The organism is Marinococcus salis (assembly GCF_054971365.1).
Window position 1 is genome coordinate 87,102 of sequence record NZ_JBQOJB010000010.1, and the last position, 16,892, is coordinate 103,993.

Consider the following 16,892-nt stretch of genomic DNA (forward strand, 5'->3'; position numbering starts at 1 on the left):
TTAATAAGCAATAAAAAAAGCCAGAAAAAGAGAAAATCCTTTTCTGGCTTACAGGACAGCTGTAACTGTCTGTTGCTGCCGGTCCATTTATTTATCGCTCGTTAGTATTTACCTTTCCGGCCAGCAAATGAAACGTATTATTTTTTTGGCTGCACGACCAGTACAGCATAACCTTTGTCCCCAGTGAAATGCCAGGCGACAAATACTTCTGTTATTTTACCGTCAATAAACGTTTCCAGGCTGGCTTTGTGAATCATCCGCAGCTCCAGCGGCTTCTTTACTTCTTTTAATTCATTCGTATAGCCTGCTTCGATCAATTCTTTCTCAATTTCAACAAACACACCCGTCCTCTTAATGACGATCGTTCGCTCATTCAGCCAAAAGGACTCTGTCGTTGCCGGCACCTTCTGTCCCCACTCACTAAATTCAATAACTTTATCGTTGAAGCGCTTGTGGTTCAGGTGTGCCGGCCACTTGGCCTGGCATTCCGAGGTGTCTTCGGACATAATACCAAGGATAACGCCTCTTTTTTTATGGAGATCCCAATCAAAGTACATTTCCTGAATAGTAATCCCTGCAATCGCTTCTAATTGGGCACGTATTTCCGTCTGCAGCTGGTCGAATAAGAGATCTCTCGTTTCTTCTACACGCTTGTTCTCGTTTTGAGAAACCAGAATAGCCTCCATTGGTGCTAAAAAATCCCGTAAATGAATAACCAGGAAGGGATGTTCAAGCGTAACATATACAGACGTGGGTCCTTTTCCGAAATTTTCTCTGATTAACCTGCCAATGTAGCCTGCAATTTCTCCATGTTCATTTTTTGTCTCTTCCATCCTACTGGCCCCTTTTGAAAAACACATGGTTATACAGTTTGGCGTTCAACTGCCACCTGTTCTTCTGAATATGTGTCTTTTTCGTTCGGCTTTCTCCTCCCCTCAACCGCTGTTTCGATAAGAAACGCGAGATTATTTTTACTCTTCACAGGTTTAAAAAACACAAAAAAACCACAGAGAAAAAACATCCCTGCAGCTTATTCAACAGCGCTAATTGTCTGATGACTTCCGCTCCGTGTGGCAGCAGATCCATATTAGACCGCCTGTGCCCGATTCTAAAAAGCATACCAAAATAGGCAGGTACTGCCTGCTTTTTCCTCTACAGTCTTTTTGCCCTGCTGTCCATTATTTTCAGAATCAAATAACGCCAGACAGGAAAACAATATTACCGGGCGGTACATTACTGGCGCTTTTGTCCAGAATGTTAACCGCCATCAATAGGCAAAATTGTTTTTGTATGCTTTTTGTACGCAGACTTGTAACCACGCGTCCCTTTTATGATACTAGTTATATTCATTATTAACAACAAATATACATGCTTAATTTCATCATAGAGCTTCTTTTGTTTTTAGTTTACCTGCGGCTTCGAATGGTTATAGTACGAGTAGCATTTTTAGTTTCCCGGAAAATAAACAGATTTCAGCTGTCTTATGGCCGGAAAAGGAGCAATTCCTTTTTCGGCTTTTTTGCTTTCCATTTCATTATTGCCGGCAAAATAATTTTTCTTACGTAAAGGAGAATGGCATGCACCCTGTTTATCTTATTACTGGTATTTTTTTGCTTATATTAACGATCATAGATCTTATATGGACAATTTTCTGGGTGGAACGAGGTGCAGAGCCCGTTACACGACGACTGACTTCTGTATGCTGGCTGGCCTGGCGTAAAATTACCAGGGGCCGGTCCCGTTGGTTCAGCTTGTCTGGGCCACTCATATTGTCGGCTACCCTCTTTTCCTGGATTCTTTTTCTTTGGGCCAGCTGGACCCTTATTTTTGTTGGGGGCGAGGCCGCTCTGACAGATACTCAAAACCGAGGTTCAACTAACTGGGGTGATCAAATTTATTTCGTTGGCTATACGATGTTCACGCTCGGCATTGGCGATTTTGTCCCTTCTTCTCCGCTGTGGCAGGTGCTTACGATTCTTGTCAGCGCGAGCGGCATGCTATTTATCACGATGAGTGCCTCCTACGTTATCTCTGTGTTAAGTGCGCTTAGCCAAAAACGCTCTTTTGCTGACAGCATTACTGGTCTTGGACCGGACAGTACCTCTATTGTTTCTAAAGCCTGGAATGGACGCGACTTTACCAATTATGATCTGTTTCTTGCTACTTACGCCTCTCAATTAAGCACTATAGCAGCCCAGCATAACGCTTACCCTATCTTGCACTATTATCATAGTGCCGAAGAAGAAAAAGCGCTCACCAGGGCCGTGGCTTTATTTGATGACTCTTTAACCATTTTGGCGTTTGCCGTACCGGAACCGTCCCGGCCGAACAGAGTACTGCTCCACAACGCACGGTCAAGCGTCCGAAGCTATATTGAATCACACGATTTTTCCTATCTTCCTCAGGCGGAAAAGGCTCCTCCGGTTCCAAATTTAGCAACACTCCGGAAGGACAATGTTCCGGTACTCTCCAGCCGCCACACTAGTCTTCAATTTTCTAAACTCGCAGACCGGCGCAAACAACTGTACAGTATTCTCCGATCCGACGCCCGAAGGTGGCCTGAAAAATAAAAATTACCATCTAAAAAACGTGATCGCAGTGCTTTTCATGAAATAGCCTGGCAGTAAATACAAGAAAAACGTTTGAGCAGAGAACTAATTGGTTATTGTATCACTAGAACATTATATCGATTGGTGAAAATAACCAGAATCACGCTGTGTTATGAACCAGAGAAGGAGGGCACCTCTCTTTTCTGGTTCTTTTTTATTCTGAATGAAAGGAGGTGCAAATACCAAATGCAGCATGCTTTAGCTTTTGCCCTGAAATTGGTAGCCATGACTGCGGTGGTCTGGGTGGTGATGGATCCTATTTTTGGTGTATTTTCTGCTTCCACAGCCATTATCACTGGGGTGGTGTTATCGGTGCTTTCCTACGGCGGTGACCTGATGATCGTGCCTCAGACGAAAAATTCGATCGCTGTGACTATTGACTTTATTCTTGTCGCTTTTGTCGTTTGGATTGTTGGTGTATCTGTTGGAGGGGCCACAGGCACTTCCTTACTGGGAGCTTTGATCGTCGCATTGATTGCCGGTGCGTTTGAATATCCGTTTCATAAGTATTTGCTTCGAAAAGTTCTTCGACGTCCTTACCAGACAGCGACTCATTCTTAAATCCTGAAAGGAGAAATAGTATGACAGAACCGAAAAATGATGCTGAGCAGCACGCTGATTCTCTTTCAAACGAGGAAAAACAGGATATTTTAAACAGCTTTCAACGCTTTCAGGATTACCTTAAAAATAAAATTCACAAAGGCGAAAAAGTGGGCCTTAATGAAGAGCAGCTCGCAAAAGGTGCCGAACGTGTAGCAGACTATTTAAACAAACACCAGGAACCGGAGAACTCGGAAGAAAAACTGCTGCAGGAAATGTGGGATGTAGCAGATAAGGATGAACAAAGACATTTAGCCCGGATCCTGGTCCGACTGGCAAAAGAGGAAGGGAACGATTAAAACACTTACTCAAACGAGTAAAAGGAGCGAAATCGATTATGTTTTTTCACCGTAAAGAACTTCAGTTTCACGCGAAACCAGACCGTCCGGATCCCGTCTACGCCAAGAAACTGCAGGAGATCCTCGGCGGTCAGTTCGGGGAAATCTCTGTCGCGATGCAGTATATGTTTCAGGGATGGAATACCCGTGGGAACGATCAATATAAAGACATGTTGATGGACACCGGCACGGAAGAAATAGGCCACATCGAAATGATTGCCACCATGATCGCCCGGCTGCTTGACGACGCTCCGGTCGAAGAACAGGAAGCAGCCGCGAAAAACCCGGTCGTTGAGGCGGTCATGGGCGACATGAATCCGCAGCATGCTATCGTTTCAGGTCTTGGCGCTATGCCAAAAGACAGCAACGGAGTTCCCTGGAATGCCGGTTACATTATCGCCAGCGGCAACCTCCTCAGTGACTTTCGGGCTAACCTTAACGCAGAATCCCAGGGGCGCCTGCAGGTGGCCCGTCTGTATGAGATGACTGAGGATAGAGGCGTTCGTCAATTACTCTCTTTTGCTCTTGCAAGAGATACTATGCATCAAAATCAATGGGCTGCCGCCATCAAAGAGCTCGAGCAGAAAGAAGGCTTCACTGCGCCGTCCACCGTGCCGGAACAATGGGAAGCGACCGAGTTTTCCCATCAGTTGCTAAACTTCTCCGCCGGCGAACAAAGCGCCGATCTAAACTGGCTGAAAGATAAAGCACCGGACGGCCACTCCTTTGAATATGTATCCGAGCCAAAGGCCCATGGCGGCAAGCCTGAGTTGAAGCCAGCTCCTGACTATATGCACAACACTCTTCCACGCATGGATAAAGGTTAAGGTTATCAAAAACGAAAAAGTAGTATCTTTGTTTATTAAAATCAGATGAAAGGTGTGTTCCCCATGCAGGTAAAAGAAATTATGGATTCCAACGTAGACGTTTGCGAAAGCAGTCACAGTGTCCAGGAAGTTGCCGGCAAAATGAAGGAATTAGGGATAGGCTCCCTGCCGATTGTTTCCGATAACAAGCTTGTAGGTACCGTAACCGATCGTGACCTAGTGGTGCGCTATTTGGCAGATGGGAGCTCCAACGAAGAGATTAGCAGCTACATGACAACAGACCTTGTAGATCTTCACCCTGATACAGACGTACAGGACGCAGTGAAATTAATAGCAAAACACAGCGTCCGCCGCCTGCCCGTCCACGAAAACGGCGAGGTTGTCGGCATTCTCACAATAGGAAACCTCGCAGCCAATGAAAGCACAAAAGACGAAGCGCAGCGTGCCTTCTTAGATCTAATGGAAGCTTAATTCTGGCTCTACTATGAAAAAAGCCTGGAATTGTCCTTCCCGAAATGTATAAAAAACTCTTCCTGCCGGCATAGGAAGAGTTTTTCTATGGAGAAGCCACCATTTTATGTGCCTTCCACTTAATATACTACGCTTTTATTCTTTTAAAGTAAAAGAGAACGCATGGTACTATCAAATGTTCATTACTTTTATTCGGATAAAGAAAAATAGCCAGCAAAATTAAAAAGCCCAGGTACAACTATAATTTCAGGCCTAGTCGTTTAGCCTCAATAAATCCGAATTTTGTATATAAAAAGCTTATTTAACAGTATAATAGTAGTCAGTCCAGAAGAACCCCAGTTCTGGCAAAAAGGAGACTTTATGGAACAACAACAAACTGAAGCCCAATTGATTGCAGCTTATACCGGCAAAGCATTGAGGGATCATTTTGGAAAAGGCCCGGTAAACATTCATGTTTCCTATAAGCGACCTTTTTTAATAATGTACGTTAAAGATTTTTTAGGGCCAATGGAAAATATTCTATTACAGCAAAATGAAGAACAACGCGTAGCGAAATCAAGAGAATTCATTATGAATGACTTCTGCCCCCGGGTTCAGCCTGACATTGAAAATATGGTAAACGGTACAATCAAAGAATGGTATTTTGATTGGAATTTTGAAGCCCACACTGGCATGATCTGGGCTGTATTGGATGAAGAACCGTCAAAAAAGTTTCCGTGGCCGGGCCACCTTAGCCAAAGAGCCTTTGAAAGAAAAGTTGTGAACCTGAGCATTAAAGGACAGAAAGAACCTGATTATACAAAAGCCTATTGGATTGATGAACGCACAATATGATTTACCGTTTTGGCGTTTTTGTTGAAATTGAGAAAGAGCTTATTCACGCGGGCTTCGAGGAACAGCTTAAAATTGCCAAACGTCCAATGGAACGACGACTGTTTCAGGAAGAGCACATGGAACCGATTCTGCAGAGAAAAATTACGGACATTTTCACTGATTGGAATTTTCAGGAAGATAAAGGATATATGGTTTTATCTTTAGAACCCGAGAAGAAAAGATAGCCGCCGGCCCGTATGTTTTGCCCGGGTCGGTTTTTATATCCTGTTGAGAGTATACGTTTGAGAGAAATATAAATAAGGTATAGATTAAAATAGACAGATGCTTACAATTACACAGCCAAAGCGGCAGCAATGTTTTGAAAAAACGCGAAACATGAGCCGAAAAGAGAGAATATTCTCTCTTTTCGGCTTTTTTTTATTTAATAGGAGGAATATTATGGAGCCCAACCAATATTACACCGTTAATTCAGCTGCTGACGATAATTATGCAGAATGCCTGGGTGTGACGCTCATCTCTTTATTAAATAATACAAATCAGGCCCGGCGCCTTTCCATTCAAATTATTGATGGAGGAATTACAGCCGGCAATAAAGAAAATCTGCGCCAGGTCGCTGATTATTTTCACACCAACATTAACTTCGTTACTATCGACCGTTCCCAGTTTAACAATATATATTTAGCCGAACACGAAAATTCTTATCATATTTCCGAAACTGCTTATTATCGTCTGCTGCTTCCGCATGTCCTCGATTCTTCTATAGAGAAATTTCTATATATTGACTGCGATACTATCGTAAAAACAGATGTTACAGCGCTTTGGGAGCAGGAGCTTGATGATGCTGTTCTTGCCGCAGCAGAAAACTTCGGTGGTGTCGACCGCTTTGAAGCACTGGGGATTCCGTACAGCTCCGGCTATTTTAATTCTGGCATTTTAATGGTAAATGCCTGGCAATGGCGGAGAAACCGTATTACAGAAAAAGTGATTTCTTTTATTCAAAGGAATGAAGACAAAATGTATTATCACGACCAGGATGGCCTCAATGCTGTGCTGTACAGCTTGCGTAAGGAACTGCATCCCCGCTGGAATACGATGACCAGTATGTTCACTGACAAGCTTCCTCCAGACCGTTACGGCAAAAAAGTAATCGAAGCTATCAGCTCTCCTGCCATTGTTCACTTCACCGGCCCGGCCAAACCATGGCATAGGGCCTGTCCCCATCCGTACAAGCATGACTATAAGTACTACCTTATGTTTTTCCAGTCTGTGGTGAAATCCGCGCTCCCTAATTAACTGCTCCTGCTCCATTACAGGTGGGTTCTAATTTTCAAAGAAAGCAGGTGATACAGTGAAGGTTACTGTAACTATTGTAACAGTGTTAGTTATTATATTTACTATGTATATCATCCTGCGCATATTCAGTTAGTATTTGCCCAGTACTTCAACAGTGGCCGGCTTCATTTACTTCTACGTTTAAGCCTTTTTAAAATATGGTATATGTTATTAGTATTGCATTGCAATGATATTGGCAGCAATGCTTTGATCTGAAGCAAAGCATGAGCCGGAAAGGTACCCGCCACCTTTTCGGCTCCTTTTTATACAGGTGGAAAAGTTTAGAAAAAATGAAAGTTGTTTTTATTAAGCCGAGGAAAACTTACCAGCCAGGAAGGCTGTGAATTATATAACTAAAGTGGAGGTTCGTTATGAATGTATTGTTAACTTCGGCAGCACGCCGAATAGATTTCGTACAGTTTTTTCAGGACTCCATAAACGGGCTGAACATCGAAGGCTCAATCATCGCTACTGATCCTGATCCTGGCGCCCCGGGCCTTCAACAGGCTGACAGATCCTATATCACGCCACATCAGACCGATCAAAACTACCTTAATGCCGTCCTGTCCATATGTGAAAATGAAAAAATCAAAATGCTTATCCCATTGAATGACTGGGAAATTGCGAAATTCGCCGAAGCCCGGCATGAGTTTGAAAAGCTGGGTGTGAGAGTTTTCACTCCCGACGCTTCCACTGTGCAGGCTATGAGAGACAAGCACCAGTACCGGGAGCTGCTCGGCAGATTTGGCGTAGCTGCCCCAGTATCTTATTTGACGGTGGAAGAAGCAGCCCAGGGCGTTGAAGACCAGGAGGTCAACTGGCCGCTAATCGTGAAGCCTCGCAATGGTTCAGCTTCTGTAGGGATTAATATTGTCTCCTCTGTCGAAGATATGCGTTTTGCTTATAAGCAGGCGGTAGATGCGATTAAAGACAGCCCGATCGCTGATGACTCGGGCCGCAGCCCTGAAGACAATATCGTGATTCAACAGGTCGTAGACGGGGAAAAATACAGCGTGGATGTCGTCAATGACTTAGAAGGGAATTATTTAACTACCCTGGTGCTCAAACAGCTCGAAATGCGTGGAGGCGACGTCGATAAAGCTGTTTCTGTGAAGGATGAGGAACTGCTGGAGGTTGGCAGAAAGATCGGGGAAAATTTACAGCATGTCGGCTACATTAACACAGATGTGTTTTATGACGGCCACGACTACTACGTCATTGATATTAACCCAAGATTTGGCGGCGGGTACGCCCTTTCCCATGCCGCCGGTGCTAACATCCCGTCAGCTTATCTCGCACTGGCAGCAGGCAAAGACCTTTATCCGGAATGGTTGAATGATAAAGCAAATATTGAACTCGCAAGGTACGACCGGGTAGTAAAAATCGATAAGGATAAAGGAATTCCTGCGGCCCCAGACGAGAGATCCTCCACTGTGTAACTGGAACTGTCATTTTTTATGACGATGAAACACTTTTGCAAGGAGGCTCAGAATGGATGAAACGATTCCTCTGTTGAAAACATTAATCGGCTATAATACTGCGAGTCTTCCCAAAGTCAATGAAGCAATGGAGTTCTGCAGAGAATGGCTGGAAGGCCACGGCCTGACTGTCCAGAAATATGTAAACAACGGCCACTCGATGCTTGTATGCGAAGTAGGAAATGGAAGCCAGACCCTGGTTTTTAACGGCCACCTGGACGTTGTTAAGGGCAAAGAAGAACAGTTCGCTCCTTACGAAAAAGACGCAAAGCTGTACGGACGCGGTGCGGCAGACATGAAAGCCGGGCTCGCGGCTATGATGGCGGCAATGGTGCGCTTGAATAATGCCCCGCCTGACTGCAAGGTACAGCTTCAGATTGTCCCTGATGAGGAAACCGGCGGCCGCAATGGCACCGGCTATTTAGTTGACCATGACCATAAAGGGGACTTCGTCATCTGCGGCGAGCCTACCGGCCTTGGCATCGCCATTCAGTCCAAAGGCGTGCTTCAGCTTGATATTACTGTGTCCGGCTCCTCTACACACGGCAGCCGTCCGTGGGAAGGGGAGAATGCGATCGAAAAAGCATTTGCGCTGTATCAGCGTATTAAGCAGCTCCCTTTTTCCCAGGAGCGTTCAGAATTATATGCCCAACCTTCTATTAATCTTGCTAAAATTCAGGCCGGTACCGTTTACAACAAAGTTCCGGCTAAGTGTGATTTCTCGCTTGATATCCGCTATCTGCCCGATCAGCTGCCAGAGGATATTCTTCAGCAGATTAACAGCCTGTCCGATGACAAAGTGGCTGTCCACATATGCAACGATCCAGTTAACACGGAAGTGGATAACCCTTATGTAAAGACGTTATCAGAAGCGGTTACCCGCAATACCCAGCTTGAAAAGGTAAATATTTTCGGCCAGCACGGCTCTTCAGACGGCCAGTATTTTACGGTTTACGGTGTGCCTGCCGTAGAATTCGGCCCCGTTGGTTATAACTGGCATGGAGAGAACGAACTCGTTTACACCAGTTCGATTCCTGAATACGAAAATATTTTAGTGGATTTTGCAGGGAATTTCGCTAATGTGAAGCCACCAGTGGCTAATAACGATTAAAAACAGGACCGGCAGGCAGAAGCCGGTCCTGTTTTTAATTGTTTTGCGTATTATTTTGAAGTACGTACCGGAAGTGAGCTGCCGTTTCCTGAACCGCATCGGCAGCCTGTGGGTAGTAACCCAGTTTTTTTAAAAACGTATGAGCCATTCCCTTATATTCAATATACCGTACCGGACTTTCCTGCTCCTGCAGCTTTTTCGTAAACTCTTCTCCCTGAGGCCGGAGAAAATCAAATTCAGCTGTAACTATTGTTATAGGAGGATAATTGAAACTTTGCTCGCTCCGCAGCGGTGATACAAGCGGCTGATCGAGCTCTTCGAGATCCGTAACGTAAAGAGACTGGATGAAAGACAGCGACTCGCGCATCGTGACGAGTTCCTGGCGCACAAGCTCTCTATCCACGCCCGGGCTGTACTGCTCCATTTTCCGGCTTCCTCCAGATACATCGGACAAATCCAGTAAAGGACACAACAGGCTCATATAGCAAATATTCCATGACATTTCCCGGCTTAAGTGATAAACACCGAGCGCCAAATTTCCTCCGACGCTGTCGCCGACCAGTCCAATCCGATTTCTGTCTGCCCCAAATTCCCTGTGATTCTCATATACGTACTGAACGCTGTCAAAGCAGTCATTCAGCCCTTCTGCGTATTTGTGTTCCGGGGCCAGGCGGTATTCCACTGCCACCACTACAGCTTCCGTCTTTTCAGCCAGCAGTTTGCATACATTATCCATTACAAGCTCGTCCCGTTCAAAAAACCCCCGCCGTGAAAATAAATGAGCACTGGCTTGGTGCTTTCCGTCCGGTTGTATATTTTTAGCTCCAGATCCCGATTTTCCAGGGAAACGAGCATTGTTTCCGTACGGATACTAGAGCTTAAATCGTGATTGTCCTGTTCTTTACGATTTCTGATGACTTCGAGATCGTCATGCGTCATTGGGCGCCTCAATTCAGGGTCACGTTCCTGTTCTAAAAATCGTTTCACCCTCGGATCCAGGCCTTCTTTTTCCTCCAGAAATGGAATATTTTTTGTGACTAATTCCACCCTCCCCTCTTTTTTCAGGAAGGTGTTTTCCTGTAAACGCTCAACAAGTTCTTCGTGATTGTAGTCCATACGTGTAGAATCCCCCTAAGTGAGAATAAAACAAAATATATTATTACGCATTTATTTTCTAATTACTATTCCCAGAAATCGATTTATTTACGCCTGGCGATAAATATCTCCACTGCGCAACAAACTATAATAAGTCTTCCCCACGCAGGCTATGCCCGAAACACTGAATCAAAACGTTCATGCGGATAAGAAAAGAAGGACGCCCGGTTTCGGTGTCCCTCCTGTTCGAGATTCATTGATTTTCTCCGGCTCTCTCGTTTATTTTTTAGGCTTTCTCGACCTGATCAAGCACTTTGTCGCTTTCGGAATACTTCCATTATCAAAGTGAGTGCCTCCAAACAACGGCGCTTCATCGTAATCGTTAATGTATTCATCCAGATCGTGATAAGTACGGTGGCTCCAATGGGCAGCCTGCTGTTTTCCAATAATACTTTGATGATAAACTCCACCGCCAGTTTGCCTCTCTTTTGATATTATACTTGTTTTACGTAACCAGCGACAAATACCAGGAATAGGGCATCTCACATTCTTTATGTTACTCGAAAAAACATGTTTTAATCTTTCTACTTCCGGTAATAACGATATTATGTTAAGATCTTAGATGGTTGTTTCATTCAAAGACAAATAAACACGGCAGCAATGCTTAGATATAAAGCTAAAGCATAAGCCACAAAAGAGGATTTTCCTCCTTTGTGGCTTTTTTATGAGCCGTTCTGTCGTTTCTGTCCGGGGCCAGAGTTTCTTTCTTAAAAAGCTCTGTGGTCATGTTTTTTCCTGTTTTTGTTTTAAAAACAACAGCATATAGTTACCAAATATTTAATAATGGCAGCAATGTTGGGATAATAAAGCCTTTAACATAAGCCAGAAAAAGATACTTTTCTTTTTCTGGCTTTTTTTATTGTCAAAAACCTCTTTAGAAAGGAAACATGATATGAGCCGTTATGAACGGATTTTAGTCGGCCTGGATGTTTTAGAAACTCCTTCGTATGACGCTTTTGAAGAAGCCTGTGCCATGGCCCTGGAGCACAGGGCTTCTTTAATACTGGCTTTCGTTTTCGATGAACACCGCTACGCAAACCTGAAACGTATAGATCCCAGAGCCGTTCGCTATTTAAAAGAAAAAGCTGACTATCACCTGGAAGCATACAAAGAGAAGGCAATGCGCAGAGGCGTCACCAACGTTCAAACAGTAGTTGATGCCGGCGTGCCTGAGAAACGCCTGGCCCGTCATCTGTGTCTCACGCACAACGTGGATTTAATTCTTGTCGGCGAAACCGGGGGCCCGTCTTTCGAACGTATTATTCGCGGAAGGAGATCCCGCACTGTGGCCAGTAAAGCCTCCTGTGAAGTGCGGGTCGTCCGAAACAGCCGGCTGGCTTCTTTAAATGCCTACCCCCGGGTGGAATAAAAAATTTCCATTATAAAGAAAGGAGAAACTTGTGCAGCGTTTAACGCCCAAATTCATCAGAAAAATACAGAGTATGTCCAAAAACCAGCGCTGGTATGAACTGCGGTCAAGCTTATGGCCGCTTCCAATGATCTATATCCTGCTCGCAGCAGCAGCGGCTTTTGCTGCCTATGGCGTCGAATTCGGCCTTCAGCCCGCACTTCCGTTTGGTTCCTTTTTCACTGCCGGTTACGCCCTGACTGAAATGATTTACAGCACCCTAGCCTACGGCGTATTAATGCTCCACGCATTTACGTTCAATATGATATTAATCGTATTAACCAGTTTTTCCGGTCAGTTTACGCCCCGGGTTTTGTTCAGCTTCATTGCGGATCGTCGCACGCTCCATGCGATCGGTATATTTAACGTATCTTATTTTTATATTCTTCTCGGCTTTTTTATGCTGACTCCTTCTGTTGGCGAATATGTCGTCTTCCCTTTACTTGGGGTAGTTGCAGCTACTGTGTCCGCCGTAAATTTTATTTTGTTTATCAACCACGCTGTAAAGTGGATGCAGGTAGCGAACCTGACCAAAAATCTAAATGAACGCTCGCAGAACATTATTACAGCTACAAACGAAGACGGCTTAAAAGAGCACCGGCCGGCAGCACAAAAAGAATACCGACTTCCTGAGAAAGCACCCATTTATTCCATCGCCAGCGCCACCGGAGGGTTTTTACAGATCGTTGATTTTAAACGGCTGATCGCTCAGGCAGAACTGGACGGGCTGATTGTGTATCTTGAGCGACGGGTCGGTGATTATATGCTCGAAGGGGACACGCTGTTTTCTTATCAGAGATATGATCAAACCGCAAATACACCTGTGAATGAACAGACATATCTCCAATTTTTGTTTATCGGCAATAAAAAAACCGAAATGCAGGATTTGAACTTCAGCGTACGGAAATTAACAGAAATTGCCTTAAAAGCTATTGGAAATAATGAACCCTCCACCGCTGAAGATGCCATTTATCAGCTGGCTGATTTACTCCGCTCCATTTCGGGGACTGCTGCTCACCGGCCGTACCTCGTGGATGCTCAGGACAACGTACGGGTGGTCATGAAAGAAAAAACCTTTGCCTATTATGTTTACGCTGCCTTCACACCAATCGCTGACGCCGCCAAAGAAGATATTAAACTTACCAACCGCGTGCTTGAAGCTCTTCATTTACTGGCCGGCTCCCTTAAAGGAGAAGCAGCAGATATATGCTGGCACTACGCCGAAAGCATCGCCCGGAATTATCAGGGAAAAATGACTTTTGATCATGACCAGAGCCATTTCCATGCCTACCTGAATTCTATAGCGGAGGTCTCGGGACAGCGTGATTCCTTGAACGCCCTGATAGAAGAACTTAAAAACAAGGAGCGGTTCAGGAAAAATACTACCGCCGCTTCCCCAGTTCTTTATCGTAATGAAAAGAACAGAGAAAAGGTTTCAAGCGATATTTAAAGGTGTTTTTCCAAGTATATTCTGGGTATAAAAATAAAAATTGGCTTTTCAAGTCAATAATTGCACTCTCTTTCACCGAAAATATTCAGGAAATTACAAGGGAAGTGGCTTATATTACTCCGGGGAGGTGAAGCTGTTGATTACTCATGGTGGCAAATCCGCCACCTCCTGCACGTTTAAAGACGTCAGGGCTGCGGGTCAGCAGGCCCATCGCAGCTGCAATTAATCAACTGCAGTAGTTTAATCAATTTTAGATAATGAACATGAGGTGAAAATATGGCCGAACATTCTGCGCCTGCACAAATAGAAGAACAACAAAAACAAATCGGAAGCTACCTCGGCAGAGTGCTTCGCGATCATTTTGGCAAAGGACCGGAATCCGTCTATGTCAGCGTTGATCCCTGCTGTGTTGTTATGCACATACGAAAATTTTTATCGCCTATTGAAAAAGTGATGCTCGACCAGCGGGACAAAAGCGCGGTAGAAGAATTACGGGAAACCATGATGTCGAAAATGCTGCCCGAAATTAAAAACTACATTGCCAGCCTTATCGATATTGAAGATTGGGAATTTTATTTTGACTGGAACATTGAAAACAAATCAGGGGTTATTACCGGTTTCCACCCGGACAAATTAAAAGAAGGCGAGTCTGAACAACGAACCCAGCATCAGGAGGATATCAAACAGGCGATTCAACGTGTAAGTGAAGAGGTGGGGAAAAGTCCGGACGAAATCACGGTACATCCTGTAAATGAGCGGACGATGCTTGCCGTACGAACAGGCGGTCTGATTTTAATTGAAAAAGAATTAATCAGAACCGGCCATCTGGATGTTTTAAAATCCACGAAACGCCTTCTCGAAAAGGAAGAACTTTATAAAGAAAAATTTAATTCCATATTTGGTACGGCGGTCCGCGATATTTTCGTAGACTGGGACTTTGACCGGGACCGGAGCCTTGTCGTTTTTGTTACAGACCCTATATAGCCTACAGACCGTATGGCAATCACCATTTGGTAAACTTGTAGCCCAGCTCAACAAAAATGTCGGCGAGCATTACTATGTATAGAGAAAAAGACGTCTTGTGCAGAAAAAAACTGCTATAACTAGAGGCAGCGGAAATCTTATTTTAAAATATCCATTATTTCCAACCAATAACGGCTCTGAAGCAAAGATGAGAATGCTTTCGCTTTAAGCCATTCCTAAAAGAACCCTTCTTTAGGAATGGCTTTTTTTGTACCTTCAGATCCTAAACAAGCTTAATGGAGTATTACAGCAAAAGAAAGGAGCTGCAAACATGATAACCACTTTAATCATAGCCGGCTATTGCGGTCCTTGTTTTACCCTCCTGGCTAACCCTTTGCCGCCTAAAAAATAACGGAATGATTTGCCCGGAATAGTTTGCTGAAAATCTCTTTAGGAACGCTTTGCATTGTTCATTCGCAGACAAAAAGGCTGAAGCAACAAAGCCTGGCCGCTTCAGCCTTTTTTGCGTTGATTCAGCACTCAATTTCTTTTATCCTGCCAACCGCCAACGTAAGTTCAAATTGAGATGGCCTGGCCGGTGGAAGACTTAGCCATTTTTGTAGTTATTGGATATTCTTTGTCCAGGAATCTTCATTGCCTGTGAAAGAATCGGCAAAATCATGGGAGGCCGCCTGTTTCAATTTCCTCTGCGTCATTACACGGTAAAATACATGGATAAAATTCACGTTGTCATGCCTCCTTTAGATTCATTGTTGAAGTCTGTATTCACTTTAATTGATATCTCCCCCGGCTGCCACAAGTTCGTAAAAAGACCTCACAAAATTTTTAAAAATTCCGCAAATAATTGTTTAGTTAAATTGCTGAAAAAACGTGTTTTTTCTGTCACATTCGAAAAATTGGTGCTTTTTAATATAAAAATCCGCCGTTTAGCAGTTCTTCCTGCCAACCAGCGGAGATGGTTTATATGATTATTCATTAAGGGTAAGCTTCAAAAGCTGATCGTCATTTTCCGACGGCGATCCTCTTCCGTCTGTATTGTTCGTAAGCACGTAGACACCCCCGTCCCCGGTTTTGACGTCCCGGAGCCTGCCTTCACCTTCAAACACAGCATTCATCTCTTCTGCTTCTTCGTCATAGGCATACAGGCTCTCTCCGCGTAGCCCCGCCACTAGAAGGGTGTCCTCGAGGAAGGCCGTGCCTGACGGTGCCCATGTAGTGCTTCCCGATTGGACAACCGGCGCGTCCAGGTCTTCTGCCGATTCACTGCCGGTAATTTCCGGCCAGCCGTAGTTATTTCCAGGTTCGATAACATTGATTTCATCCTGGGCATTCGGCCCGTGCTCTGAGCTGTAAAGCTTTCCGGTGCTGTTCCACGCGCGCCCCTGCGGATTCCGGTGCCCGTAGCTGTAGACATAAGAATTCTCAAACGGGTTGCCCTCCGGTACTTCTCCGTCGACCGTCATCCGCAGTATGCTGCCAGCCAGGCTGTCTTCGTCCTGTGCAAGCGATGGCTCGTCTGAATCTCCGGCGGTGGCATATAAATAACCAGCCGGCCCAATTTCCAGCCGGCCCCCGTTATGGATCCGGTCTCCCGGAATATCATCAAGCAGTACCTCCGTTTCACTCCATTGACTGCTTTCACGTTCCACAGCAACCACTCTGTTAGCGAGTGCCCCATCATTCTGGCGGTACGTGTAGTACGCATAGCCTTTCGAGGAGTAGGCAAAATCTTCGGCCAGTACAAAGCCAAGCAGGCCGCCCTCTCCTTCGTTTACTATTTCATCACTTGCGGCGAGCGGCAGCCGTTCTTTTTCTTCCCCAGTTACTTCGATTACGTCGCCTCCGCGGTTAGTCATATAGTACGTGTCTTCATGAATATTTAACGACCACGGCACGTCGAGGTTTTCCGCCAGCACTTCCACGTTCCAGTCTTCGGTGTCTGCTTCAGAAACTGAACCAGCAGCCTCCCCAGCTTCTTCCGTATTTTCTTCCGGCTCCCCGTCATCTTCCTCCGCGCTGCATCCGGCAAGAAATGCCGGTCCGAAGATCAACAGGCCGATTGTAATTTTTCTGAACGGATAATTTATCATTCCACTTCTCCTTTCATGAAAACAGTACAAGTCTCTAAGTGATCACTTTCTATTATTTTACCACTAATATAAAAAACCACCCGCTCTGCCTTCAAGGCAAAGTGGGTGGTTCAGTAATAGTTTTCAGGGGGAGCGCCTACGCTTCGACCGCGTTTTTCAGTTCTTCCACGTACTGCTGCGCCGTCTGCGCCGCGAGTGACCCGTC

18 protein-coding genes are annotated in these 16,892 nt (G+C 44.9%); 13 read left to right on the top strand and 5 right to left on the bottom strand.

Going from position 1 to position 16,892, the window contains the following annotated elements; genetic code table 11:
* Positions 1-137 precede the first annotated feature (137 nt).
* Positions 138-833: a Na-translocating system protein MpsC family protein gene (locus ACTTK6_RS10395; protein WP_462833377.1), complete on the bottom strand. Its 696-nt coding sequence runs from the start codon at positions 831-833 to the stop codon at positions 138-140.
* 744 nt (positions 834-1,577) lie between these two features.
* Here ACTTK6_RS10395 and ACTTK6_RS10400 point away from each other — a divergent pair.
* From ACTTK6_RS10400 to ACTTK6_RS10445, 10 genes are all read left to right on the top strand, one after another.
* Complete coding sequence (locus ACTTK6_RS10400; RefSeq protein ID WP_462833378.1) at positions 1,578-2,570, top strand: potassium channel family protein; 993 nt, start codon at positions 1,578-1,580, stop codon at positions 2,568-2,570.
* A 225-nt stretch (positions 2,571-2,795) separates the two neighbouring features.
* Positions 2,796-3,170 (top strand): DUF2512 family protein, encoded by a 375-nt coding sequence (locus ACTTK6_RS10405; RefSeq protein ID WP_462833379.1) that lies wholly within the window; start codon positions 2,796-2,798, stop codon positions 3,168-3,170.
* 20 nt (positions 3,171-3,190) lie between these two features.
* Positions 3,191-3,508 (top strand): DUF3243 family protein, encoded by a 318-nt coding sequence (locus ACTTK6_RS10410; protein WP_462833380.1) that lies wholly within the window; start codon positions 3,191-3,193, stop codon positions 3,506-3,508.
* Positions 3,509-3,546: 38 nt separating this feature from the next.
* The gene (locus ACTTK6_RS10415; RefSeq protein ID WP_462833381.1) at positions 3,547-4,374 is read left to right on the top strand and encodes a manganese catalase; all 828 of its coding nucleotides are present in this window, start codon (positions 3,547-3,549) and stop codon (positions 4,372-4,374) included.
* A 63-nt stretch (positions 4,375-4,437) separates the two neighbouring features.
* Positions 4,438-4,845 carry a CBS domain-containing protein gene (locus tag ACTTK6_RS10420; RefSeq protein WP_462833382.1) on the top strand — a complete coding sequence of 136 codons (408 nt, stop codon included), beginning with the start codon at positions 4,438-4,440 and terminating at the stop codon, positions 4,843-4,845.
* A 360-nt stretch (positions 4,846-5,205) separates the two neighbouring features.
* Positions 5,206-5,679 carry a Na-translocating system protein MpsC family protein gene (locus tag ACTTK6_RS10425; RefSeq protein ID WP_462833383.1) on the top strand — a complete coding sequence of 158 codons (474 nt, stop codon included), beginning with the start codon at positions 5,206-5,208 and terminating at the stop codon, positions 5,677-5,679.
* Entirely contained in the window at positions 5,676-5,903 is a 228-nt protein-coding gene (locus ACTTK6_RS10430; protein WP_462833384.1) for a hypothetical protein, read from the top strand. Before ACTTK6_RS10425 ends, ACTTK6_RS10430 begins: the two co-directional genes overlap by 4 nt.
* A gap of 214 nt (positions 5,904-6,117) precedes the next feature.
* On the top strand, positions 6,118-6,972 hold the full coding sequence (locus tag ACTTK6_RS10435) for a glycosyltransferase family 8 protein (RefSeq protein ID WP_462833385.1): 855 nt from the start codon (positions 6,118-6,120) through the stop codon (positions 6,970-6,972).
* Between the two features lie 410 nt (positions 6,973-7,382).
* Complete coding sequence (locus ACTTK6_RS10440; RefSeq protein ID WP_462833386.1) at positions 7,383-8,450, top strand: ATP-grasp domain-containing protein; 1,068 nt, start codon at positions 7,383-7,385, stop codon at positions 8,448-8,450.
* Between the two features lie 52 nt (positions 8,451-8,502).
* Positions 8,503-9,600 (top strand): M20 family metallopeptidase, encoded by a 1,098-nt coding sequence (locus ACTTK6_RS10445; RefSeq protein ID WP_462833387.1) that lies wholly within the window; start codon positions 8,503-8,505, stop codon positions 9,598-9,600.
* A 34-nt stretch (positions 9,601-9,634) separates the two neighbouring features.
* Here the strand turns inward: ACTTK6_RS10445 and ACTTK6_RS10450 are convergent, their stop codons facing one another.
* Complete coding sequence (locus ACTTK6_RS10450; RefSeq protein WP_462833388.1) at positions 9,635-10,336, bottom strand: alpha/beta hydrolase; 702 nt, start codon at positions 10,334-10,336, stop codon at positions 9,635-9,637.
* Complete coding sequence (locus tag ACTTK6_RS10455) at positions 10,336-10,716, bottom strand: hypothetical protein (RefSeq protein WP_462833389.1); 381 nt, start codon at positions 10,714-10,716, stop codon at positions 10,336-10,338. The genes ACTTK6_RS10450 and ACTTK6_RS10455 overlap by 1 nt, the downstream gene beginning before the upstream one ends.
* A gap of 931 nt (positions 10,717-11,647) precedes the next feature.
* Here ACTTK6_RS10455 and ACTTK6_RS10460 point away from each other — a divergent pair.
* The 3 genes from ACTTK6_RS10460 to ACTTK6_RS10470 all read left to right on the top strand — a co-directional run bounded on the left by ACTTK6_RS10460 (position 11,648) and on the right by ACTTK6_RS10470 (position 14,597).
* Complete coding sequence (locus tag ACTTK6_RS10460) at positions 11,648-12,124, top strand: universal stress protein (protein ID WP_079474160.1); 477 nt, start codon at positions 11,648-11,650, stop codon at positions 12,122-12,124.
* 73 nt (positions 12,125-12,197) lie between these two features.
* Positions 12,198-13,613 (top strand): DUF2254 domain-containing protein, encoded by a 1,416-nt coding sequence (locus ACTTK6_RS10465; protein ID WP_462833390.1) that lies wholly within the window; start codon positions 12,198-12,200, stop codon positions 13,611-13,613.
* A gap of 276 nt (positions 13,614-13,889) precedes the next feature.
* On the top strand, positions 13,890-14,597 hold the full coding sequence (locus ACTTK6_RS10470) for a Na-translocating system protein MpsC family protein (RefSeq protein WP_462833391.1): 708 nt from the start codon (positions 13,890-13,892) through the stop codon (positions 14,595-14,597).
* A gap of 602 nt (positions 14,598-15,199) precedes the next feature.
* Here the strand turns inward: ACTTK6_RS10470 and ACTTK6_RS10475 are convergent.
* Complete coding sequence (locus ACTTK6_RS10475; RefSeq protein WP_261764008.1) at positions 15,200-15,322, bottom strand: hypothetical protein; 123 nt, start codon at positions 15,320-15,322, stop codon at positions 15,200-15,202.
* A 243-nt stretch (positions 15,323-15,565) separates the two neighbouring features.
* Positions 15,566-16,687, bottom strand: coding sequence for a PQQ-dependent sugar dehydrogenase (locus ACTTK6_RS10480; RefSeq protein WP_462833392.1), 1,122 nt, complete (start codon positions 16,685-16,687; stop codon positions 15,566-15,568).
* Positions 16,688-16,892: the final 205 nt, after the last annotated feature.